Raw genomic sequence first — 20368 nt, 5'->3', positions numbered from 1 at the left:
CTGCGCCCCGGGCCGCCCGACGGCCCGGAGCCCTACCCGGTGGAGCGCGCGACGAAGCGCGTCGGCACGAGGACCGGCGCCCCATCGGGCGCGAAGCCGTCCGGATCGGCGAGGAAACGCATCATCTCGCGCACATAGGCGGTCTTGTCGTAGCCGATCGAGGAGATCGGGTAGGCGCTGAAGTCCAGCAGCGAGATGTTGTCGAAGCCGTAGAGCCGGAAGCGCGCCGGCCGCCCCTCGGGGAAATCGGTCCGCCGCGCGTCCAGCACGCCCATCGCCGCCGCGTCCGAGGTGCAGAAGACCGCGTCGGGCGCGCCGGCGCCGGCCAGCCGATCGCCGGCCTGCCGGCCGCTCTCATAGGAATAGTCGCCCTGGATGACCTGCCCCAGCCCGATCCCCCGCCGCGCGAGCGCACGATGGTAGAAGCCGATCCGCTCCTGCTCCACCAGCGAGGAGGTGCGCCCCGTCACCAGCGCGGCCGTCCGCACCCCCTTCCCCGCCGCGTCCGCCACGGCCGCCTCGATGCCCAGCGCCTCGTCGGGGATGACCGCGGGCGAAAGCCGGTCGTGGTGGCCGTTCAGCATCAGCACGCGATCGGAGTGGAACATCCGCCGCGCCGTCCCGGCATCCGCGAAGTCCGAGAACACCAGAGCCGCATCGACGTGGTAGGCCACGCCGCGCCGCAGGAACTCCTCGACCTTGCCACCCGAGCCGATGCGGATCAGGATGACCTGCTTGCCGATGGCCTGCGTCTCGGCCAGCAGCAGGTCGAAGAGGTCGAGGTCCGACAGGTCGTGGATGTGGTTCACCAGCACCGCCACCAGGTTCACCGTCTTGGTGGTGAGGCTGCGCGCCAGCGGGTTGATGCGGTAGCCGAGCTGCTCGGCCGCCGCCAGCACCCGCTCGCGGTTGGCGGCGGAGACGGGACGCTTCTCCGAGGACAGCGCCCGCGAGGCCGTGGCGCGCGAGACGCCGGCCAGCCGCGCAACATCGTCGATGGTCGGCACCCGCAGGCGCCCCGTGGCTTCGGTCATGCCGACTCTCTCGCCTGTTCCGGAGCGACTTGCCAGCCATGAACGACGCCGCGCCGCCCGGCCGCTCGCGCCCGGCCATCACCTGCTTCGACATCGGCGGCTCGGCCATCAAGGGCGGCGTCGCCCGCGACCCGGCCGCCATCGCGCCGCTCGGCCATGTGCCGACGCCGCTCCATGACTTCGACGACTTCGTGGCCGCCCTCTCCACGCTGGCGGGACGGGCGCCGGCCGAAGGGCCCGTCGCCATCTCGACCACCGGCGTCGTCGATCCGGCCACCGGCGTCATCACCTGCGCCAACATCCCCTGCATCGACGGCCGGGCGCTGGCCGCCGACCTCGCCGCGCGCCTTGGCCGCCCTGTCCTCATCGCCAACGATGCCGACTGCTTCGCGCTGGCCGAGGCCGGCCTGGGGGTCGGGCAAGGGCACCGCATCGTCTTCGGCGCCATCCTCGGCACCGGAGTCGGTGGCGGCCTCGTCATCGACGGGCGGATCGTCAGCGGCGCCGGAGGATTCGCGGGCGAGTGGGGCCACGGCCCGGTCGCCGCGACGCGCGTCGGCGACCCGCCGGTCGAGATTCCGCGTTTCCCCTGTGGCTGCGGGCTCTCCGGCTGCGTCGACACGGTCGGCGGCGCGCGCGGCATGGAGCGGCTGCACCATCACCTGCACGGCGCGGCCCTCCCCAGCACGGCCATCGTCGCGGCCTGGCTCGCCGGCGACGCCGCCGCCGAGCGCACCATCGAGGTGCAGGTCAATCTCCTGGCGAGCCCGCTGGCGCTCGTCCTCAACGTGGTCGGTGCGGACATCGTGCCCGTCGGAGGCGGCCTCGGTCGGGTGCCCGAGCTCGTGGCCCGGCTCGACGGCGAGGTTCGCCGCCGCATCCTGCGCCGCGCCGACCGCCCGGTCGTCGTGCCAGGGCGCATCGCCGGCGAGGCCGGGCTCGTCGGCGCTGCCCTCCTCGCCCTCTCGCCCGGAGGCCTGGAATGAGGCCGCTGCTGGAGGTCTGTGTCTCGGATCCGGAGAGCCTCGAGGCCGCCATCGTCGGCGGCGCCGAGCGCATCGAGCTCTGCTCCGCCCTGGAGCTGGGTGGCCTCACCCCATCCCCCGGCCTGATGCGGCTGGCCGCCGAGGCTCCGGTGCCGGTCCACGTCCTCGTGAGGCCGCGCGGCGGCGACTTCGTCTACGCGCCCCCCGACGTCGACGCCATGCTGGCCGACATCGACGAGGTCCGGCGCTGCGGCCTCGCCGGGGTCGTCCTGGGCGCGTCGCGCCGGGACGGCCGTCTGGACGAGGACCTGCTCGCCCGGCTGTCGGAGGCCGCCGGGTCCCTGAGACGCACGCTGCACCGCGCCATCGACCTGGTCCCGGATTTCGTCCGGGCGACCGAGGCGGCCATCGACCTCGGTTTCGAGCGCGTCCTCAGCTCGGGTGGGCAACGGACGGCGCCCGACGGCGTCGAGGGTCTGCGGACGATCCACCGGGCGGCGCGGGGCCGCCTCTCCGTCATGGCGGGCTCGGGCCTCACTCCGGGCAATGTTCGCGCACTGCTCGACGCGGTCCCCGTCGACGAAGTGCACAGCTCATGCGCCTCGCTCCATCCCGGAGCGGAGGCGGGAGCGATCCGCCTCGGATTTGCCGAGGCGAGCCGCCGGCGCACCGATGCGGCTGTCGTGGCGGCGTTCCGGACGGTCCTCGCAGGTCCCTGATCCGGGGCGGAGCAGGAAGGGGCCATGCCCTTACGATCCTACGCCTGTCGAACGAGGCGGGCGCGCTGGTCCTTGGCCGCTCGGCTCCCATGGAAGCGCCCAGGCGCGAGGAGCCTCTTGGGCCGGCGTTGCGGATGGCCGGATCTCGGCCTCCCCTCAGCCCGTCCGGCGGCCGGGACGGCGGAGGCCGGCTCCGGGGCCTAGGCCGGGAAGAGGTGAGCCTCCTCGGGGCGGAAGGCCAGGGTGACCTCGGCGCCGACGGGGTAGACGGCGTCGCGGGCCAGCGCGGCAATCACTCGGCTCCGGTCCGCGAGGGTCGATTCCACGATGGTCTCGGCCCCGAGGCGCTCGGTGAGGGCAACGCGGCCGTGCAGGCGCCCGGCGTTGGGTGGAGTGCCCGCGCCGTCTCCGACGACAGGCGTGAGGTACTGCGGCCGGACGCCGAGCCGCGCCCGCGTGCCGGGCGCGTAGCTGCCCACCTTGGGGCGCACTTCCACGGGCTCGAGCGCGGCGTTGGAGACCACCACGCGGTCGCCCTGCACGCCGCGCACCTCGACGTCGAGGAAGTTCATCGACGGACTGCCGATGAAGCCCGCGACGAAGACGTTGGCGGGGTTGTGGTACAGCTCCATGGGCGAGCCGACCTGCATGACCTCGCCCGCCCGCAGCACCACGATCTTGTCGGCCAGCGTCATCGCCTCGACCTGGTCGTGGGTGACGTAGATCATCGTCGCCCCGAGCTGCTGGTGGAGCTTGCCGATCTCCAGCCGCATGTCCATCCGCAGCGCGGCGTCGAGGTTCGAGAGCGGCTCGTCGAAGAGGAACACGGAGGGCTCGCGCACGATCGCCCGGCCGATGGCCACCCGCTGCCGCTGCCCGCCCGAGAGCTGGGAGGGCCGGCGGTCCAGGAGATGCTCCATCTGCAGGATGCGTGCGGCCTCGGCGACCTTGGCGGCCTTCTCCTCCTTCGAGGCGCCGGCGATGGTCAGGCCGAAGGCGACGTTCTCGCGCACGGTCATGTGCGGGAAGATGGCGTAGCTCTGGAACACCATGGCCACGCCCCGCTCCTTGGGCGGCAGCTCGTTGACCACGCGGCCGCCGATCCGGAGCTCCCCCGAGGTGATGTCCTCCAGGCCCGCGATCATGCGCAGCAGCGTGGACTTGCCGCAGCCCGAAGGGCCGACGAAGACGCAGAACTCGCCGTCGGCGATGTCGATGTCCACGCCCTTGATGATCTCGGTGGGGCCGTAGCTCTTGCGCACCTGCCTGAGGCTGATCTCGGCCATGTCACGTCTCCGCGGGATGGGGTTGGGGGACGACGCGGAGCAGGCCGTCGGGCCCCAGCTCCACGGGCTCCGGGTCCATGATGAACCCGCCGAAGCTCTCCTTACCGCCATCCGCGAAGCCGAGGATGCGCATCCCCTCGGCGGTCTCGACGATGCGCGCGGCGTAGCGGCGGCAGGGGTCGTCCATGTCGAGGAGGGGGAGCGGCGCGACGCCCCAGGTGCCCCGAGGGCCGTCCCCGATCAGGTAATGCGTGCCGGTCCTGGGCGTGCCCAGCATCTGCTTGGCGGCCTCGCCCCAGTGCTGCGCCGCCGTGCAGAAGAGGCAGAACCAGCGGCCGCCCCGCTCGAAGACCTGCGGGACCTCGAGCTGGCCGAAGGCGCCCACGAAGACGGGAGGCTGGAGGGTCCAGGTCATGAGGTCGGGCGAGGTGGCGAAGCCGATGGCGCCGCCGCCGTTCGCCTCAGGGACGCCGGGCGAGCGGGCGGTGAAGTACATGAGCCAGCCCGGTCCCTCGGGGTCGCGCATCACCCAGGGGTCGCGCATCGCCCGGTCGTGCCAGAAGCCGACCATGTGCTCGGTCTCGTAGCGGTCGGCGTTCGGCCCGGTCAGGTCCAGCGCGAGACCGTCACCCACGCGGGCCCAGCGATGCAGGTCGGTCGAGGTCGCGTGGCCGATCCGCTGGTAGAGCCCCCGCTCGGAGCGTGAGGTGCCGGTGTAGAACAGGTGCCAGAGCCCGTCGTCGCCCCGCACCACCGAGCCCGTCCACGTCGTGTAGTCGTCCCAGGCAGGCCCCTCGGCGGGCCGGAAGGTGGTGCCCTCGTGGTCCCAGGTCACCAGGTCCGCGCTCGTCGCGTGGCCCTGCGTCACGTTGAAGTGGCGCAGGTCGGGATCGCCCAGAGAGCGGTCCGCCTGGAGGAAGTAGCCGTGCCAACGCTCGCCGTCGTGGATGTACCACGAGTCCCAGAGCCACTTGCCGTCGATTGCGATCACCATTCGAGGTTAACTCCGTCAGCCCTTCACGCCGGTCGAGGCGATCGACGCGATGAAGGCGCGTTGCAGGTAGAGGTAAAAGGCCAGCACCGGGACGGTGATGAGGCTGAGATAGGCCATGATCTCGCCCCAGGCGCGGTTGAGTTGGAAGAAGTACTGGAGGCCGACCATCACCGGGCGCCGCCCCTCCTCCTGCACCACCATGAGCGGCCAGAGGTACTGGTTGTACATGACGAGGAACTTAAGGATGGCGGCGGTGGCCAGGATCGGGCCCGACAGCGGCATGACGATCCGGCGGTAGATCTGCCAGTTGGAGGCGCCCTCGACGCGGGCGGCCTCGATCAGGTCGCCGGGCAGATCCTTGAAGTACTGCACGAAGAGGAAGATCGTGAGCCCGTCCGCGATGAAGGGGACGATCTGCACGCGGTAGGTGTTGAGCCAACCAAGGGTGAGCCCCTCCGCGCCGATCCAGGGAAGCTTGGAGACGACGAGGAGCAGCGGGATGGCGATGGTCTCGAAGGGGACGATCAGCGTGGCCAGAATGACCGAGAGCACCAGGTCCCGCCCCGTCCAGCGCAGGAAGACGAAGGCGAAGCCCGCGAGCGAGCAGACGAAGAGCGACAGGGCCACCGTCACGCCGGTGACGAAGACCGAGTTGAGGATGAAGGTCCCCACCGGCGCCCGGTCGAAGGCGGCGTAGTAGTTCCGGAGGCTGAGGTCCCCCACCGGGAGGAAGGCCCGGAGCGAGGCGGTGTCCCTCAGGAGCTGGTCGTCGGGCTTGAGGCTGGAGACCAGCATGAACACCAGCGGGAAGGCGAAGATCACCGCGACCAGCGTCAGCACCGCGTAGCGCGCGAAAAGCCGGAGGCCCCGGTTGGACGGATCGATGGCGGCCATGTCAGCGACGCTCCCTCGTGAGCCAGCGTTGCAGGAGGCTGATGGACAGGACGAGCACGAAGAGGAACACGGAGATCGTGGCGCCGCTCGAGATGTCCTGCTTGCCGTAGCCGCGCTGGACCGCCTGGAAGACGATGGTCTGCGTGCTGTCGAGCGGGCCCCCCTTGGTCATCACGTCGATCTGCGCGAAGAGCGCGAATGCCTGCATGGTGATGACGATCAGGATCAGGACGGCGGTGTTCCGGAGGCCCGGCCAGGTGATGTAGCGGAAGGTCTGCCAGCGGGACGCGCCCTCGATGGCCCCGGCTTCGTAGAGCGTGGGCGAGATGGTCTGGAGGCCCGAGAGCCAGATGACCATGTGGAAGCCCACGGCCTGCCAGATCGACATCCCGATGATGGCGCCGAGCGCGGTGCGCGGGTTTCCCAGCCAGTCGGGCCCGTCGAAGGCCCCGAAGGTGAGGCCCGAGAGCAGGTTGTTGAGGAGCCCGTCCTCGGCGTAGATGAACCGCCACAGGAGCGAGACCACGACGATCGAGACCACCACGGGCATGAAGTAGACGGTGCGGAAGATGTTGATGCCCCGGAGCCTCTGGTTGATGAGCAGCGCGAGCACGAGGGCGAGCCCCGCCTGCACCGGCGCCACCACCGCCACGAAGATCAGCGTGTTGACGATCGCCTTCATGAAGACGACGTCGCTGGCGAGGACGTAGGTCCGCCCGTTTCCCCAGTCGAAGGAGAACCACTCGCTCTTGCCCTGGAGATGGGGATAGTCGGGGTTGTTCCGGGTGTAGCTCCGCAGGCGCGGGTATTCGGGGGCGCCGTTCTCGTCGGTGACGACCTGGCCGGCCTCGTCGCGCTCGGGCTCGAGGTGGAGGACGCCCAGGCCGAGGAGCGACTGGTAGTTGGACAGGCCCACCCATTCGGTCGGATTGGGCGAGACGAGGCGCTGGTTCGTGAACGACAGCACGAAGGCCAACACGAAGGGCAGGATCACGAACAGGGCGATGAGGCCGAACCCCGGCAGGGCCATGAGCCAGCCCGCCCGGTTCGAGAAGGAAAGACGCGAGGCCATGGGACGCTCCGGTCGCTGGGGGCGGACGAGGTGGACCCTGGCCTGTCGCCAGGGCCCGGGATCCCCGGGCCGGTTCCGGGAGAGAGGAGGCCCGGCCCGGGAGCCTTGTCACTGCGCTTGGGCGTAGCCGTTGTTGGCCTGGATGTCGGCGTCGATCTCGTCCACCGCCGAGTCCAGCGTGTCCGCCACGTCGGCGCCGTTGGCGATGTCCATCATGGCCTTGAGGAACACCTTGGACGCGACCGGATAGCCCGGCGTGACGGGGCGCAGGCGCGCCTGGTCGGCCGAGAGGTCGTAGAAGACGGCCATCGGCCCGCTCTCCTTGTAGTTCTGCGTCATCGCCGCCGCCGTGGTCGTGGGCGGGATCAGCCCGATCCCGTCCGAGAACTGGGCGAGATACTTGTCCTGCAGCGCGAACTCGATGAAGGCCGCGCCACCCTCGGGATGCTCGGTCGTGCCCGAGACCGCGAATTGCCAGGAGGCCCCGCCGATGTAGTTGCCGTTCCCGAAGTCGGGCGCGGGCAGGAACACCACGTCGTCGTAGGCCTCGAGGAAGGGCAGCGCGAGCCAGTTGCCGTTCCACGAGAAGGCATACTTTCCCTCTTGGAAGCCCGAGGCGTGGTCGGCCGGGTCCTGCGACGGCCCCGGGGCGTAGCCGTTGGCGAACATCCCCTGCCACCACTCGCCGAACTTGAGCCCGGCGTCGCCGTTCAGCACGCCTTCGGCGGTCTGCGGATCGGCCTGCACGTCGACCAGGTCCCCCCCGAAGGACCACAGGAAGGGCAGGAAGGCGTAGGGATACCACTCGCCCTGGTCGGACATGCCGAGGTCGATGGCGTAGTCGTACTTGCCCGAGGCCTTGGCCGCCTCCATGGCGCCCATGAACTCCTCCAGGGTCCAGGGCTCCTCGAGCGTGGGCGTCCTCAGGCCCAGCTCGTCCAGCGTGGACTGGCGCGTGACCAGAGCGACCGCCGCGTCCCAAAGGCCGACGGAGTAGAGCTGATCGTTCCAAGTGCCCTTGGGGCCGGGCAGGAAGCTCTCGATCTTGGCCGGGTCGATGGGCAGCGGCTGGAGGTAGCCCGCCCAGGCCCAGTTGGGCATGATCGGGCCGTCCACGTCCAGGATGTCCGGCAGGTCGCCCGCCAGCGCCGCCGCGACGACGGCGTCGTTGTAGGCCGCCTGCGGGAAGCTCTCGATGGTGACGTGCCAGTCGGACTGGCTCGCGTTGAAGTCCGAGATGATCTGGTTGATGATCTCGCTTTCGACCTGGTTGCCTGCCCCATGATACCACATGGTGAGCTCGGTCTGCGCCAGGGCGCCCGAGGCCCAGATCAAGGCAAGGGCCGTGGCGGTCGTCAGTCGGGTCATGGTTCGCTCCTCCCGTTGAAGCTGATGTGTCGAGGGTTCGCGGCGGGCCGGTCGGTGACCGACGCGCGCCAGAGCACCGGCCCCGAGACCAGGGTCGGTGTCGGCTCATCCCGGCCTTGGCCGGAGATGCAGGCCAGGAGCCGCTCGGCCGCCCGCTGGCCCATGTCCCGGTAGGGCAGCTCCACCGTCGTGAGCGGCGGATAGAGCGTCTCCGCGATGATCCGGTGATTGTCGTAGCCCGCCACGGACATGTCCTCCGGGACCCGGACCCCGCGCGAGCGCAGGATGCCGTAGACGCGCATCGCCATGGCGTCGTTGCCGCAGCAGAGCACCGTGGGCGGGTCCGGCAGCTCGAGCAGGCGGTCGATGGCCTCCACGAGGATGCGCGAGTCCTCCTCGCCATCGGACAGGTAGGCGACCTGCACGAGGCGCGGGTCGAAGGGCAGCCCGGCCTCCGCGAGGGCGTCGCGGTAGCCTAGGCTGCGCAAGGACGTGGCCACCATGTCCTCGCGCAGCGTCAGGTAGGCGATCCGGCGATGCCCGGCGGCGGCGATGCGCGCCACGAGGTCGTGCTGCCCCCGGCGGTCGTCGGGCAGGACGGCCGGCGTGCCGGCGTCGTCGAAGCAGTTGGCCAGCACCAGCGGCGTCGATCCGGCGACCGGTGGCAACCGCACCCGCTGATGGTAGTCGGCGACGTAGATCAGCCCTTCGGCCCGATGCTCCAGGAAGGTGCGGACCAGACGCGGGATGCGGTCGGCGCGGCCGCCCGTGTCGGCCACCATGAGCGTCATGTCCTGGTCGGCCATGACGCGCTGGATGCCCTGGACGATGAGAAGATCCGGCAGGCCCGCAGGGTGCGTGGGCTCCTGCGCGGCCGTGATCGCCCCGGTGATGAGACCGACGAGCCCGGAGCGGTTGGACCGCATCATCCGCGCCGCGTTGGACGGGACGTAGCCCAGTTGGGCGATGGCCTCCTGGACCGCCTGCCGCGTCCGCGGCCCGACAGGCCCGTCCTCGTTCAGCACGCGGCTGACGGTCTTGGCCGATACGTTGGCCAGCCGGGCTACGTCATAGATCGTTGCCATGCCTCCACCCCGGATAGCGGCCCGACTTTCGCCCACCTATGTCATCGGTGACATGACACCGATGACATAAGCAAAGCGTCACGTCAAGAGGGCTTTGAAGTCCGACGCTGGGCCACTTCGACCTCGATCGTGCGGCCCAATGACGACTGCATGGCCTTTCGGGTCATGTCGGTCCTGCGGCAGGAGTTCGGCCTGCGCGTGCCGGAGGAGGTAGCGGCCATGGGTTGCGGCGAGCGGCGGCCTGGGCCGCGTGGGTGGGCCCAAGCCGCAAGTCTCCCTCTCCACGGATGATGGCTCGCCATCTGCCTAAAGCTTCGCGGTCGTGCGGGATCGAGGCCAGACCTACCTGACAGCTTCGGCCGGAGTCATCCGGCGAAGCCCCGGCACGTCACCGATCAGCATCGCCGTCGTCACGGGACCGTCCCAGGCTCAGGACCTTTAGCCGCTCTGGCCTCTCAGCGGCTTAGCCGATTCATGCTCGTCGGCTTTGGGAGGCGGCATGGGCAGGCAATTCTGGTTGACGGACAAGCAGGTGGAGCGGCTCCGGCCGCACGTTCCGAAGGCTCGGGGCAAGCCCGGAGGCGACGACCGGCGGGCGCTGAGCGGCATCCTTCACGTCCTGCGCAGCGGGCTCAGGTGGCAGGTTGCTCCCCCGAGCCTGGCTTTCCAGTAGGCCTGCCGCAAGCACCTACGGTTAGGAGCACGGTGGCGGGGCCGAAGCCCCCTGGATGCCGGTCGCGCCAGCGAGCAGGTGAGGATTATGACGGCGATGCCGACCCAGATCCGGCGTAGCCCAGCGCCCCGATGGGCCTCTGGTCCAGCGTCGTGGGACGGATGGAGTCCTCGATCAGCGACGTGCGGTCGCTCCCGGTGGTCTGTAATCCGTCTGCGATGTTCATGCGTGGCCCCTGTCGTTGGAGTTGACGCCGTCCTTCGGCCGCAGGCGACCACGGGATCGGTCTTGTTGAAAAGCGCGAAGGGGCCGCCCGATGCGGCAGCCCCTGGTCCCTCTACTCGTTCCCGCGCATCGCCGTCCGGAGCTTCTCCATCGCGGCCATGTCCACCGTCTCGGTCCCGAGGTCCAAGAACGACCCCGTAGGCCTCCCGCGCGTGGGTGGCCAAGCAGTAGCCGTCCAGCACGTCCTCCAAGACCTTCAGCGCCGGGCGGTTCAGCGGGTCGCCGTAGCCGCCGGCGGGAACGGCCCCTCATTCGACGACATCCGCGCCTCGGAGGTCGCGGCGTCGAGCAACAGCTTGCGGAAGCCGGCACAAGCGGCCACCTTGGTCGAGCCCTCGAAGGGCACATCGTAGGCCGTGGGCGTCTGGTCGGTCGAGCCCGTGAGGTCGACCTCGTTGCCCCGCACCCGCACCGTGCCTTGACCTTGAGCCGCTCGTCGCGGTTCCGCACGTCGTCGAGCCAGCCCTCAGCGGTGTAGTCCCCGTCCGGGATCTCGCGGATGCGGGCGCGGGTCATGCGCTGGGCATAGTCCATGAGCTGGTTCGCGGCGGAGAAGACCATGTCCTCGCCGTACTTCTCCAGCAGCTCGACGAACCGCTTGGCGCCCAGCCGCGCCGAGGCGACCTGCGCCTCGATATCCATGACGAGCTGCCCCGCCGCGCGGCTGTTGCGGCGGATGTAGTTCCACATGGCGTTGTTGGGCTCGCCCTTGCGATAAAGCTTGGTGCCGGCGAAGAGCATCCCTTCCGCGAACACGTCCGGCACGTCGATGATGAGCCTCGGCGTCGCCGCGCCGATGTCCACGTGGTGCGCCGTGTTTCCTGCGAAGCCGACGAGGCGGCCCCGGAAGAGCACCGGCACGACGATGACGAGGTCGGAGGTGTGCGAGGCGCCGTGATACGGGCGGTTGTGCACCACCGCGTCGCCCTCGCACCACTCCCGTCCTCCAGGGTCTCCGCGTTCCCGCGCGGGTAGCTTGGGATCGAGCCGATGTGCATCAGCGTCGATTCCGACTCGCAGAACGTGTTGAAGGCAGTGTCGAAGAGCCCCGCGCCGAGGTCCTGGCTCTCCCGGATGATCGAGGAGAAGGACATGCGGTAGAGGACGTGCCCCATCTCCTCCGCGATGGTCTCGAAGGCGCCGCGGATCACCTGGAGCGTGATCGGATCGACGGTGAGCGCCGGCTGCGGCAGCATCTGGTTCATGGCTGTCCATCCTCTCAGGCGCCCAGCGGGCTGATGCGGGTGTTGCCGTAGTCCAGCGTCTCGGCCACCCAGCTCGGGGGCACGAGCGTGGTCGAGTCGTGCTGGTGCAGGACCGCCGGCTCCTCGACGCAGTCTCCCGCGAGGAGCTTGGTGCGGTCGTAGCGCGGCGTCCCGAGCGTCCGCCCGTCGTCGAAGGTGGTCGGCCGGACGAACATCAGCGCGCGGTCGGGGCTCGATCCGTCCGCCTTGCCGATCCGGGGAATGTCGATCCGCCGCGTCGAGGCCGAGCCGATGGCCCGCAGCGTGATGAGCTCCACTCCCGCCGTGCGGTAGCTGTAGCCGTAGTCGGCCTGGTGCTGGTCATGGAAGCTGTCGGTGACGACGTGGAGGTTCTCCGCCGTCACCTCTCCCTCGGGCATGGAGGCGCGAAGCTCGAAGCCCTGGCCCTGGTAGCGGCACTCGGCCACCGGCGCGATGGTCTGCCGCTCCCGCGCGATGCCGTCGTTGTCGAGCTCCGCCTGCACCGTGCCGTGCGCGGCCCGCACCGCCGCGTTGATGCGGGCGAGCTCGGCGCGGGCTACCTTGTCCAGCTCCACGATCACCGCCTCGGTGTGCTCGTAACGCAGGTCGGTCTTGAGGAGGCCGACCGCCGCCGTGATCCCCGGCACCTCCGGTACGATCACGTCCTTGGCCGACATGGCCTCGCAGAGCGCCACGCCGCACCCGCAGCGCGAGCACCGGCAGGTGTTCTGGTCGGCGGTCGCGGCGTGGCGCTCGAGAGGACGCGGCCGTGGAGGCCGGAGTATCGCCCCCCGTGGGAGCCAGGTGGCTCCGGGAGGCAGGCGGCATGCCACCATCTCATTTTGCGCCCTCGGCGAAACCGCTGTCGGGGCGCTACCTTTCATTCGTCGAGCGAGAGGCGATTGCGCTTCTCCGCGCTGGCGGGCACGGTGTCCGTGAGATCGCACGCCGCCTTGAGCCGGGCGACCTCCGTTCTCGGCGCCGCGATCTCGGCCTGCTCCGCCCGGGAATGCGCTCGCGGGCGCCTCTGCCAGATCCTGCATCCAGCGCTGGAGCACGCTCTCATCGGCATCCAGGTCACGGCAGGCCTGCGCGACCGACACGCCGCGCTCGTTCACCAACTTCACCGCCTTGAGCTTGAACTCGGGGCCGAACTTCCGCCTCATCGGCATCCTCCAGCTCCAAGGTCACGATCTTGTCGTCGTGTCCGCGAGACCGGCAGCAGGCAAGGCTCGACCAGCATCGACTACGAACTCGACGCCGTGATCTACGACGAAGCTGTCACGCAGGAGCTTGAGACGGCCTTCCTGTGCGGCCAGGACGACTGCGGGAATTCACGGTAGGGAGTCATCATGCGCGCAACCCGCTCCCGCGGTTTCGCGACTCCGTCGCCCGGCTCGTCTCGCCACTGCCCTGAGAGTCTCGACGGCGGTCGTGGTGATCGAGCCAACGCCGCCGCGTCTCAAGAACCATGCCCAAGCCGGCCCGATCGGGCTGTGCGTCGGGAGCTCTCCCGGAGAGTGGAGATGCAGGCCGCCGGAGGCGTTGGATCAGGACCCTTGGCGTAGAGATTGCGCGGTATCGCTCGGCTCGACCGTCAGTCGCGTCCCGGCGCCAGCCCGACAGCCAACCATCCCCAGCCTTGGAACATCAGGTCGACGGCCGGGATGGTGCCCAGAATCCACAAGCTGTTCACCGACCAGCCAGCCAGGATGACAAACCTTGTGAGAATGCCCAGGAGCCCGGTTGCCACCACCTACCCCCACCCGCGCCGGGGTCGCTCCCTCAGACCTACGATGAGCCGCAGGACCCCAGCCACAAGAAGCGAGACGGCGATCATCAGCGTCAGCGCGCTGGACGCGAGGAGTGGGTTCGCGAAGGCGAGAATGCCGGCCAGGGCATAGATCACCCGGCTCCCGATCCAGAGCGCGAAGCCGCCCCAGGTCCTCACCCGAAACGCATGCCCGATCTAAGCGATGCCGCCCAGGATCATCAGCGCTCCGACATGGAAGCCCAAGACGACAGCGGCCAAGAGGAGGTTCAGGGCCGCGAGCACCCCAAGGACGAGAAGGAAGCTTCCCAGCGCGCCAGACCAGCCCCGGCTGGAGTGGAGCGACGCCTGCGTGTCTGCGTCGGAGCCAAGGTCGACATCGGCCATGGTGCCCCTCCTGTTCGCCGCTCCGACCATCGGAACGGCTCCGCGATAGGGCTTTCGCGCATGGAACACTTCGCTGGACCTCGCGTTCCCACGCTTGCGAGACGGATTTCGCCGGGTCCCATCCATGCGACCCGCTCCCTCCGACTGGATACCGCCTCGCCGACCTCGGACACTCTTGCCCACGGCCCGGCCTCGCCGGGCGACGCCGATCCTGATCTCCCGAGGCCCCGCAACCTGCTCGTCCTGACCCTCCTCGGCACTCTGGCGCTGATCCTCTGGCAAGCCCCGATCATGCTCGTTGTGGCAGTGGGCGGCTTCGCCATCGCCTTGGTGCTCTCCGTCCCGGTCCGCCTCTCGCGAGTCTTGCCGCGCAGCCTCGCAACCCTGATGGTGGCGCTCTGGCTCATCGGCGTGCCCTACCCGCTCGCCTTGGGCGCCTGGGTCGCGATCACGGCGGTGATCCCCTACAGCGGGACTTGGATCGGCAGCGGGCCGGCAGTGCTCGTGGCCATCTCGGTGCGGCTCCGCTTCGTGCCGACGCCGCAACGCATCCCGTGAGCCCAGCCGCGTCCCCCAGGCCGGAGAGGCAGGTCACTCAGGCAACTGCCTCGACCCCGACCCAGGTACTGCCAGCCAACAGGACGCCCGAGGAGACCCCGTGAGGCCAAGCTCGTCCGGGCAGGCTCCCGGCCTCTCTCGATGACCGGGCTGCTGCCCTCCGCGTCGAGCCGACGCCTGGCGCCGGCCTCGATCATGGCGCGGACCCCCAGCATCGCCGCGAGGGCACGCTCGGTCCCAAGGAAAGCCGCGTGTCAGGGCGGCCCCTCATCGGCTGACCGGTCCACGCCCGCGCGCCCTTGCGCGGACAGATGCGCAACCGGCAGACGCCAGCGGTGCTGGATGGCCATGAAGCGCAGGCCGAGGCACAAGGCACCTCCGGCCAGGGCCGACATCCCATAGGACAGGCCCAACCTGTCCCCAAGGACGACGATGGACGCGCCCGCCAGCGCCGCGACCGCGTAGAGGTCGGCCCGCAGCACCTGCGGGATCTCCGCGAGGAGAACGTCGCGCGTCATGCCGCCGCCGATGCCGGTGAGCATGCCCAGAAGAGCCGACATGACCGGACTCAGCCCGAACTCGATCGCCTTCTGCGCCCCGGCGACCGCGAAGAACGCCAGCCCCACCGCATCGAGCAGCAGCACGGGACTGCGCAGCCTGTCGACGCCGGCATAGGCGAAGAAGGTGATGAGCCCGGCAACGACCGAGACCAGGAGATAATGCCCGTCGGTCAGGGCGGCTGGCGGCGCCGCGCCGATCAGCAGATCCCGGGTGATCCCGCCGAAGTTCCCGGCCACGAAGGACAGCACGAGGATGCCTAAGACGTCGAGCCGGCGATTGACGGCCGCGACCGCCCCGCTGAGCGCGAAGACGAACGTGCCTCCCAGGTCGAGCACATGTATGATGGTCTCGACGGCAATCATGCCCGCGCCCGCGACGATCCTTGCATGTCAAGGCGGACGTCTGAGGGTGGCCGGGGTGAATGCGACGGGCATGACGCCATGACGCCCCGTGTTACCGCAGGACGATTCGCCCGATATCGAGTCCGGCTCAGGGCGGTCATGTCGCGCCAAGCCAGGCCAGGGTGCCCACGACCATCGCCTCGACCCCGGTTTCCAGCGTGGGATGCAGGACCGGCGCGAACTGCGGGCTGTGGTTGACCGGCAACTCGTTCAGCTTGCCTGCGGCTTTCGCCTTCGCATAGATCTCAGGGTCGGTGCCGCCAACGAACCAGAACACCGAGGGAACCTGCCAGGCCGTGCCGAAGCAGCCGAAGTCCTCGCTGGCTGGCGCCGGCCCGGTGTGCTTGACCCGCTCGGGCGAGAAATGGCTGCGGAACGCCTCGGCGATCCGGTTGCTCGCGGCCTCGTCGTTCACGTTCAGCGGGTAACGGTCGAGCGGCGTGATCTCCGGCTTGCGCGGGGCTCCTGAGGCCGCGGCCTCGGCATCGACGATCCGCTCGATCGCCTCGAGCACGTGCTTGCGCACTCCGGGGTCGAAGGTCCGCACATTGAGCCTGATGACGGCCTCGTCGGGGATGACGTTCTCCTTGGTGCCGGCCTGCAGCACGCCCACCGTGAGCACCGCCGCGTCGGTCGCGGCGACCTCGCGCGAGACGATGGTCTGAAGACGCAGGACGACGGACGCCGCCATGACGACCGGGTCGATGCTGGCCTGCGGCATCGATCCATGCGCGCCGCGCCCGAACAGCCGGATCTCCAGGCTGTCCGCCGCCGAGGTGATCGGCCCGGCACTGCCGGCGACGGTGCCCGCCGGCCCGAGCATGACGTGCTGGCCCAGCACGACATCCGGCGTCGGGAAGCGGTCGAGCAGGCCATCGTCGATCATGGCGCGCGCGCCCTGCGCAGTTTCCTCGCCCGGCTGGAAGACGGCCATCAGGGTGCCGCTCCAGGTATTGCGCGCCTGCGACAGCAACGTCGCCGCCCCGACAAGCCACGCGATATGGATGTCGTGGCCGCACATGTGACCCACGGGCACGACGTTTCCTTGAGCATCCGTCGCCGTTGACTTGCTCGCGTAGGGAAGGCCGGTGGCCTCTGCGATGGGCAACGCGTCCATGTCAGCGCGCAGCATCACGGTCGGTCCCTCGCCATTCCGAAGCAACCCGACGACGCCCGTCTTGCCGACGCCCATGGTCACCTCATAGCCGGCGTTCCTCAGACGTTCGGCGGCGATGCCCGAGGTCCGCGTCTCCTGCATGGACAGCTCGGGGTGAGAGTGGATGTCCTTGTAGAGCGCTTCCAGATCGGGCAGCAGCGTCCTCAGGTCACCCAGGACAGCGGATGCGCTGGTGCGGGAACCGGCCATGACGATCTCCAGTGGCTGCTCGCCGGCAACCTTGGCGGCGATCGGCCTCAGACAGCACATTACAATAGCGCCTGATCCGGTCGAGTCAGGTGAGAGCCCGGCCGCGAGTGATGAGGGCGGCATGATCGTCGAAGCGACAGTCCTGGCGGTTGGCCTCAGGGAGAGCGGCTGAGCCAAGCGGCTCGCCTCCAGTCGAGGCGCCTGGCCCTGGGCTTGAGTCGTTTCGATAGCACAAGCGGCCCCATGGTCGCCCGGACGTCGTCAGGGAAAAGGGGCCGTGTCATGGCCCTTCCATTCTCGGCGCCTGGCTCTGTTCGACGCTTGAAATCATACGAGGCAAGGGATCGCGGGACCAAGCGTATGGGTGACTTAGGGAACGTGATGGCCCTTCGCCCGTTGCCGCTCCGGCAGCCTGCCTGGCGGCTTGGCTGTCGATGCCAAGGAGGCAGCAATGGGACGGACAGTTCTGAGCGCCGTGCTAGGGATGACCGCGTTCATTCCGATGGCCTTTGCCCAGGAGGCGGCTGCTCCAGCGCCAGGAGCAGGAGAGGCTATCCCCCTCGAGACCTTCTCGGGCAAGGTCCTGGCCACCGGGCTCGAAGGTCCGTGGGAAGTGGCTTGGGGGCCTGACGACATGCTGTGGGTGACCGAGCGAGCCGGCAAGCGCGTGACTCGCGTCGATCCGGCGACCGGCGAGGCCAAGCCCGCCATCACCCTCGACGAGGTGCTGGTCGACCAGCAGCACGAAGGTCTGCTGGGCCTGGCCTTCGACCCGGGCTTTGGCAAAGGGAGCGGGAACGACTACGTCTACGTCACCTACACCTATGACAGCACGCCCGCGGATGGCGACGAGCAGGACGCCCCACGCGCCAAGATCGTCCGCCTGACCTGGGACGCCGACGCCCAGACCCTGGGCGAGCCCAAGGAGCTCCTCTCCGGCATCCCCGCCGGCAACGACCACAACGGCGGGCGGCTGGCCATCGGCCCGGACGGGATGCTCTACCGGACGCAAGGTGAGCAGGGCGCCAACCAGTTCGGCAACTACTGCAAGCCCATCGAGGCGCAAAGGCTACCCACCCAGGCCGAGGTCGATGCCCAGGACTGGTCGGCCTATAAGGGCAAGGTCCTGCGCATGGCGCTCGACGGCTCGATCCCGCCCGACAACCCGGAGATCGAGGGCGTGCGGAGCCACGTCTTCACCTACGGCCACCGCAACCCGCAGGGGATCGTCTTTGGCCCCGAGGGGCAGATCTACGAGTCCGAGCACGGCCCCAACACCGATGACGAGATCAACATGCTCCAGTCGGGCGGCAACTTCGGCTGGCCCTTCGTCGTGGGCTTCCGCGACGACCAGTCCTATGCCTATGCGAACTGGTCGGCGGCACCCGACTGCGCCTCCCTGACCTGGACCAACCTCACCGACGCCCAATCCGTCCCTGCGGACGTGCCGCACCAGGAGGAGAGCGACTGGGACGGAGACTTCGTCGAGCCCCTGAAGACCCTCTTCACGGTCCCGAGCGGCCAGAACCTCGAGGACACGGCCTGCGGCGAGCTCTTCTTCATCTGCCGGCCCTCGATCGCGCCCTCGGGCCTCGACTTCTACCCCGAGGATGGGGCGATCCCCGGCTGGGGCGGCTCGCTGCTCGTCACCTCGCTCAAGGGCGGGGCGGTCTACCGCTTCAAGCTCACCGAGGACGGGAACTGGATCCGCGACACCGACCGGCTCTTCGACACCGTGAACCGCTATCGCGACCTCGCCATCAGCCCGGACGGGCGGACGATCTACGTCTCGACCGACACGGGCGGGCTCGCCGGAGACGCCCTGGGCGGCGCCACCGACCAGATGGCCAACCCGGGTGCGATCCTCGCCTTCACCTACACGGGCGAGGCGACCCCGGCTGCAGGCGGAGAGGATGCCAGCGCGCCCGAGAGCGACGTGGATACCGGCAACGGAGGCTGACCGAAGCCGCGGAATCTGCGCTCACGTCCTGGGCACGGATGAACGTCCCGACAGAAGGCTCGCCATGCCTCCTGTTCCGGGGGGTCAAGCCAGGGGAGCAGCTCAAGAAGGCGAGGTTTGCTTCGATCTCGCGTCTCGCCCGGCGCACGGGATCGGCCTCGCTCCGCCCAGCCCGGTCCAGCCTCCCTACCACTCGATGGAGTGCCCTCGTGGCCCGGCGCGGGTCGCGGTCGACGCTCTGCGCGCGTCAGGGCAAGCCCTATCGTTCTCGCGCGGTCGGACGGGAGCCCCCCTGCTCGGCCATCTCCCGCAGATGCAGGACCGCAAGGCCAAGGGCCCCAGGAATCATGCACTCCCAGCTTAGGGCTGGGATATCGCTCGTGCGGGCCGGTGACGATCAAGCACTTCCCCTTCGGTCAGGGCGGTCGGAGAACCCTCCGGACACGTCCACGGCGCCTCCATGAGCTCGCGTCGCTTCCTGAACGCATCGCCACGAGGGTGAGCGCATTCCATCTCGTCGCCGACGATGTGGGGTGCGCCTGCTCGGCGGCCTCGTGCGGAAAGCTTGCCTCCTCTCTGCACCAGTCACGAGACGCGTTGCGGAAGCCGTCCGCTGTCACAGCGGACATGAGCCGGTGAGGAAGCATCGCCATGGCCGCGTCGGACGGGGTTGGCTATCCTTCTAGAAGGCCGCCGGTCTTCACCCCGCCCAGGGTCTTCCGAAACTGTCGAGCAGAGCAGGACTATGCGACCGCGTGCTCCACGACTCCCGTCATGTGCGACGCTGAGACGGTCCAGACCGCCCGGTCGAAGTCGACTTCGGACCAAGCCGTCTAGGCGCGCCAGGAACTTTGCGAACCTGTCCGCTGGCCGGGTTCGGGTTTGCCCCTCCTCGGCTCGGCAGGAGCCTGAAGCGATCTACGAGTATGTCGGCGACCTGCTTCACCGCTGTCAGCCATCCTCTGACGATCCACGAGATCCTCTCGTGGCCGCAGATGGCGACGCATATGGGTTTCTAGGCCAACTCGTCGGGGACCTGACATCATGTCAGGGATCCGACCGACAAGGCTCAGGCGATGTGCTCTTGCCGATCTCACGCAGGCAGCCCCACCCAGCAACTCTGGATGGACGAAAGGGTGTATCAGATCAGGGGCTTGAAACCCAGGTTCGTGACCTGCCCAGCTCTAGTCAGATCAAGTGGTGCGCGACACGGCTCCGAAGGTGGTCCCGACCGCGATCTTGGCCCCGATCCGCTGGCGCCGCTTGAGGACAGAAGGGTCCTCGCCTCCTCTCGCGCCGCGTCCCGAGCCTTGCGCGCCTCGCTTAAGGCCATCTCGGGATAGCGTCCCAGCGCCAGCTTCCGCTCAACCCCGTGCATCCGATACTTGAGCCGCCAGAGCTTGCCCCCGGAGGGCGCGACCAGCAGGTAGAGCCCGGCGCTGTCCGTGAGCTTGTAGTCCTTGTCGCGCGGCTTCGCGCTCCGCACCGCCACGTCCGTCAGCGCCCTGTCGGCCCCCAAACCGCGCTTGCCCGAAAGGCCCCCAGTTCGCGGTGGCTATGGGCGAACAAAGCCGGACAGCCACGGACGAAGTGGCTCCAAAACTACATATATTCAAGGTCTTTATCGATCGTTGCCGGGTCTCGACGAACAGATCAGTGGTGCCGCAGAAGGGACTCGAACCCCCGACCCCATCATTACGAATGACGTGCTCTACCAGCTGAGCTACTGCGGCGCCGGGCGG

General features: G+C 69.1%; 19 protein-coding genes, 1 tRNA gene and 4 pseudogenes. 6 read left to right on the top strand and 18 right to left on the bottom strand.

Translation table 11 applies throughout. The features are described from left to right. Window positions 1-32: 32 nt before the first annotated feature. Complete coding sequence (locus tag RUMESO_RS21910) at window positions 33-1034, bottom strand: LacI family DNA-binding transcriptional regulator (protein WP_037283751.1); 1002 nt, start codon at window positions 1032-1034, stop codon at window positions 33-35. A gap of 38 nt (window positions 1035-1072) precedes the next feature. Between RUMESO_RS21910 and RUMESO_RS21905 the strand changes: the two genes are divergently transcribed. Both RUMESO_RS21905 and RUMESO_RS21900 read left to right on the top strand, forming a co-directional pair. Continuing rightward, complete coding sequence (locus RUMESO_RS21905; protein WP_051521597.1) at window positions 1073-2020, top strand: ROK family protein; 948 nt, start codon at window positions 1073-1075, stop codon at window positions 2018-2020. Then, a complete protein-coding gene (locus RUMESO_RS21900; RefSeq protein ID WP_037283749.1) occupies window positions 2017-2739 on the top strand; it encodes a copper homeostasis protein CutC in 723 nt (240 codons plus the stop codon). Before RUMESO_RS21905 ends, RUMESO_RS21900 begins: the two co-directional genes overlap by 4 nt. A gap of 200 nt (window positions 2740-2939) precedes the next feature. Here the strand turns inward: RUMESO_RS21900 and RUMESO_RS21895 are convergent, their stop codons facing one another. The 6 genes from RUMESO_RS21895 to RUMESO_RS21870 form a co-directional block, all read right to left on the bottom strand. Continuing rightward, complete coding sequence (locus tag RUMESO_RS21895; protein ID WP_037283747.1) at window positions 2940-4025, bottom strand: ABC transporter ATP-binding protein; 1086 nt, start codon at window positions 4023-4025, stop codon at window positions 2940-2942. Between the two features lies 1 nt (window position 4026). After that, on the bottom strand, window positions 4027-5019 hold the full coding sequence (locus RUMESO_RS21890; RefSeq protein ID WP_037283745.1) for a glycoside hydrolase family protein: 993 nt from the start codon (window positions 5017-5019) through the stop codon (window positions 4027-4029). A 15-nt stretch (window positions 5020-5034) separates the two neighbouring features. Next, entirely contained in the window at window positions 5035-5913 is an 879-nt protein-coding gene (locus tag RUMESO_RS21885) for a carbohydrate ABC transporter permease (protein ID WP_037283743.1), read from the bottom strand. A 1-nt stretch (window position 5914) separates the two neighbouring features. Continuing rightward, on the bottom strand, window positions 5915-6985 hold the full coding sequence (locus RUMESO_RS21880; protein WP_037283741.1) for a carbohydrate ABC transporter permease: 1071 nt from the start codon (window positions 6983-6985) through the stop codon (window positions 5915-5917). Between the two features lie 108 nt (window positions 6986-7093). Further along, window positions 7094-8353, bottom strand: coding sequence for an extracellular solute-binding protein (locus RUMESO_RS21875; protein ID WP_037283739.1), 1260 nt, complete (start codon window positions 8351-8353; stop codon window positions 7094-7096). Beyond that, window positions 8350-9438, bottom strand: a complete 1089-nt coding sequence (locus RUMESO_RS21870; RefSeq protein ID WP_051521596.1) for a LacI family DNA-binding transcriptional regulator — start codon at window positions 9436-9438, stop codon at window positions 8350-8352. The genes RUMESO_RS21875 and RUMESO_RS21870 overlap by 4 nt, the downstream gene beginning before the upstream one ends. A 499-nt stretch (window positions 9439-9937) precedes the next feature. Between RUMESO_RS21870 and RUMESO_RS24695 the strand changes: the two genes are divergently transcribed. Then, the gene (locus tag RUMESO_RS24695; protein WP_082484515.1) at window positions 9938-10111 is read left to right on the top strand and encodes an IS5 family transposase; all 174 of its coding nucleotides are present in this window, start codon (window positions 9938-9940) and stop codon (window positions 10109-10111) included. A gap of 496 nt (window positions 10112-10607) precedes the next feature. Here the strand turns inward: RUMESO_RS24695 and RUMESO_RS27595 are convergent, their stop codons facing one another. The 4 genes and pseudogenes from RUMESO_RS27595 to RUMESO_RS25450 form a co-directional block, all read right to left on the bottom strand. Next, complete coding sequence (locus RUMESO_RS27595; protein WP_245639381.1) at window positions 10608-10808, bottom strand: hypothetical protein; 201 nt, start codon at window positions 10806-10808, stop codon at window positions 10608-10610. Window positions 10809-10873: 65 nt separating this feature from the next. Beyond that, a pseudogene (locus RUMESO_RS28020) lies at window positions 10874-11311 on the bottom strand (hydantoinase B/oxoprolinase family protein); the annotation flags it as partial. A gap of 116 nt (window positions 11312-11427) precedes the next feature. Beyond that, a pseudogene (locus tag RUMESO_RS28015) lies at window positions 11428-11511 on the bottom strand (hypothetical protein); the annotation flags it as partial. 104 nt (window positions 11512-11615) lie between these two features. After that, the gene (locus tag RUMESO_RS25450) at window positions 11616-12317 is read right to left on the bottom strand and encodes a hydantoinase/oxoprolinase family protein (protein WP_037283737.1); all 702 of its coding nucleotides are present in this window, start codon (window positions 12315-12317) and stop codon (window positions 11616-11618) included. Between the two features lie 13 nt (window positions 12318-12330). Here RUMESO_RS25450 and RUMESO_RS28735 point away from each other — a divergent pair. Continuing rightward, window positions 12331-12580: pseudogene (locus RUMESO_RS28735) on the top strand (helix-turn-helix domain-containing protein); the annotation flags it as partial. Window positions 12581-12694: 114 nt separating this feature from the next. Here RUMESO_RS28735 and RUMESO_RS28730 read toward each other — a convergent pair. The 3 genes and pseudogenes from RUMESO_RS28730 to RUMESO_RS26635 form a co-directional block, all read right to left on the bottom strand. Further along, a pseudogene (locus RUMESO_RS28730) lies at window positions 12695-12794 on the bottom strand (transposase); the annotation flags it as partial. Between the two features lie 584 nt (window positions 12795-13378). Then, window positions 13379-13573 carry a DUF308 domain-containing protein gene (locus tag RUMESO_RS26640; protein ID WP_211262966.1) on the bottom strand — a complete coding sequence of 65 codons (195 nt, stop codon included), beginning with the start codon at window positions 13571-13573 and terminating at the stop codon, window positions 13379-13381. 18 nt (window positions 13574-13591) lie between these two features. Then, on the bottom strand, window positions 13592-13780 hold the full coding sequence (locus RUMESO_RS26635; RefSeq protein WP_211262965.1) for a hypothetical protein: 189 nt from the start codon (window positions 13778-13780) through the stop codon (window positions 13592-13594). Window positions 13781-13840: 60 nt separating this feature from the next. On the opposite strand from RUMESO_RS26635, the gene RUMESO_RS21845 reads away from it, so the two are divergent. Then, on the top strand, window positions 13841-14338 hold the full coding sequence (locus RUMESO_RS21845; RefSeq protein WP_037283733.1) for an AI-2E family transporter: 498 nt from the start codon (window positions 13841-13843) through the stop codon (window positions 14336-14338). Window positions 14339-14592: 254 nt separating this feature from the next. On the opposite strand, the gene RUMESO_RS21840 is transcribed toward RUMESO_RS21845, so the two are convergent. Beyond that, a complete protein-coding gene (locus RUMESO_RS21840) occupies window positions 14593-15261 on the bottom strand; it encodes a trimeric intracellular cation channel family protein (protein ID WP_037283731.1) in 669 nt (222 codons plus the stop codon). 136 nt (window positions 15262-15397) lie between these two features. Further along, window positions 15398-16666 carry a M20 family metallopeptidase gene (locus tag RUMESO_RS21835; protein ID WP_037283833.1) on the bottom strand — a complete coding sequence of 423 codons (1269 nt, stop codon included), beginning with the start codon at window positions 16664-16666 and terminating at the stop codon, window positions 15398-15400. 451 nt (window positions 16667-17117) lie between these two features. On the opposite strand from RUMESO_RS21835, the gene RUMESO_RS21830 reads away from it, so the two are divergent. After that, the gene (locus RUMESO_RS21830) at window positions 17118-18626 is read left to right on the top strand and encodes a glucose/sorbosone family PQQ-dependent dehydrogenase (RefSeq protein ID WP_211262964.1); all 1509 of its coding nucleotides are present in this window, start codon (window positions 17118-17120) and stop codon (window positions 18624-18626) included. 1141 nt (window positions 18627-19767) lie between these two features. On the opposite strand, the gene RUMESO_RS24685 is transcribed toward RUMESO_RS21830, so the two are convergent. Both RUMESO_RS24685 and RUMESO_RS21825 read right to left on the bottom strand, forming a co-directional pair. Beyond that, a complete protein-coding gene (locus RUMESO_RS24685) occupies window positions 19768-20118 on the bottom strand; it encodes an Arm DNA-binding domain-containing protein (protein ID WP_281177597.1) in 351 nt (116 codons plus the stop codon). Window positions 20119-20283: 165 nt separating this feature from the next. Then, window positions 20284-20359, bottom strand: a tRNA-Thr gene (locus tag RUMESO_RS21825). Window positions 20360-20368: the final 9 nt, after the last annotated feature.

It is taken from the genome of Rubellimicrobium mesophilum DSM 19309 (assembly GCF_000600335.2).
Taxonomy (GTDB): domain Bacteria; phylum Pseudomonadota; class Alphaproteobacteria; order Rhodobacterales; family Rhodobacteraceae; genus Rubellimicrobium; species Rubellimicrobium mesophilum.
This window is presented reverse-complemented; position numbering and strand designations above follow the sequence as displayed.

What these genes read in the sequence shown, in the direction of transcription:
- RUMESO_RS21870 (WP_051521596.1), bottom strand. Translation starts at nt 9,438, where the DNA reads ATGGCAACGATCTATGACGTAGCCCGGCTGGCCAACGTATCGGCCAAG.
- RUMESO_RS21890 (WP_037283745.1), bottom strand. Translation starts at nt 5,019, where the DNA reads ATGGTGATCGCAATCGACGGCAAGTGGCTCTGGGACTCGTGGTACATC.
- RUMESO_RS21905 (WP_051521597.1), top strand. Translation starts at nt 1,073, where the DNA reads ATGAACGACGCCGCGCCGCCCGGCCGCTCGCGCCCGGCCATCACCTGC.
- RUMESO_RS21840 (WP_037283731.1), bottom strand. Translation starts at nt 15,261, where the DNA reads ATGATTGCCGTCGAGACCATCATACATGTGCTCGACCTGGGAGGCACG.
- RUMESO_RS26635 (WP_211262965.1), bottom strand. Translation starts at nt 13,780, where the DNA reads ATGGCCGATGTCGACCTTGGCTCCGACGCAGACACGCAGGCGTCGCTC.
- RUMESO_RS21835 (WP_037283833.1), bottom strand. Translation starts at nt 16,666, where the DNA reads ATGGCCGGTTCCCGCACCAGCGCATCCGCTGTCCTGGGTGACCTGAGG.
- RUMESO_RS21880 (WP_037283741.1), bottom strand. Translation starts at nt 6,985, where the DNA reads ATGGCCTCGCGTCTTTCCTTCTCGAACCGGGCGGGCTGGCTCATGGCC.
- RUMESO_RS21845 (WP_037283733.1), top strand. Translation starts at nt 13,841, where the DNA reads ATGGAACACTTCGCTGGACCTCGCGTTCCCACGCTTGCGAGACGGATT.
- RUMESO_RS21830 (WP_211262964.1), top strand. Translation starts at nt 17,118, where the DNA reads ATGGGACGGACAGTTCTGAGCGCCGTGCTAGGGATGACCGCGTTCATT.
- RUMESO_RS24695 (WP_082484515.1), top strand. Translation starts at nt 9,938, where the DNA reads ATGGGCAGGCAATTCTGGTTGACGGACAAGCAGGTGGAGCGGCTCCGG.
- RUMESO_RS21895 (WP_037283747.1), bottom strand. Translation starts at nt 4,025, where the DNA reads ATGGCCGAGATCAGCCTCAGGCAGGTGCGCAAGAGCTACGGCCCCACC.
- RUMESO_RS21875 (WP_037283739.1), bottom strand. Translation starts at nt 8,353, where the DNA reads ATGACCCGACTGACGACCGCCACGGCCCTTGCCTTGATCTGGGCCTCG.
- RUMESO_RS21900 (WP_037283749.1), top strand. Translation starts at nt 2,017, where the DNA reads ATGAGGCCGCTGCTGGAGGTCTGTGTCTCGGATCCGGAGAGCCTCGAG.
- RUMESO_RS21885 (WP_037283743.1), bottom strand. Translation starts at nt 5,913, where the DNA reads ATGGCCGCCATCGATCCGTCCAACCGGGGCCTCCGGCTTTTCGCGCGC.
- RUMESO_RS21910 (WP_037283751.1), bottom strand. Translation starts at nt 1,034, where the DNA reads ATGACCGAAGCCACGGGGCGCCTGCGGGTGCCGACCATCGACGATGTT.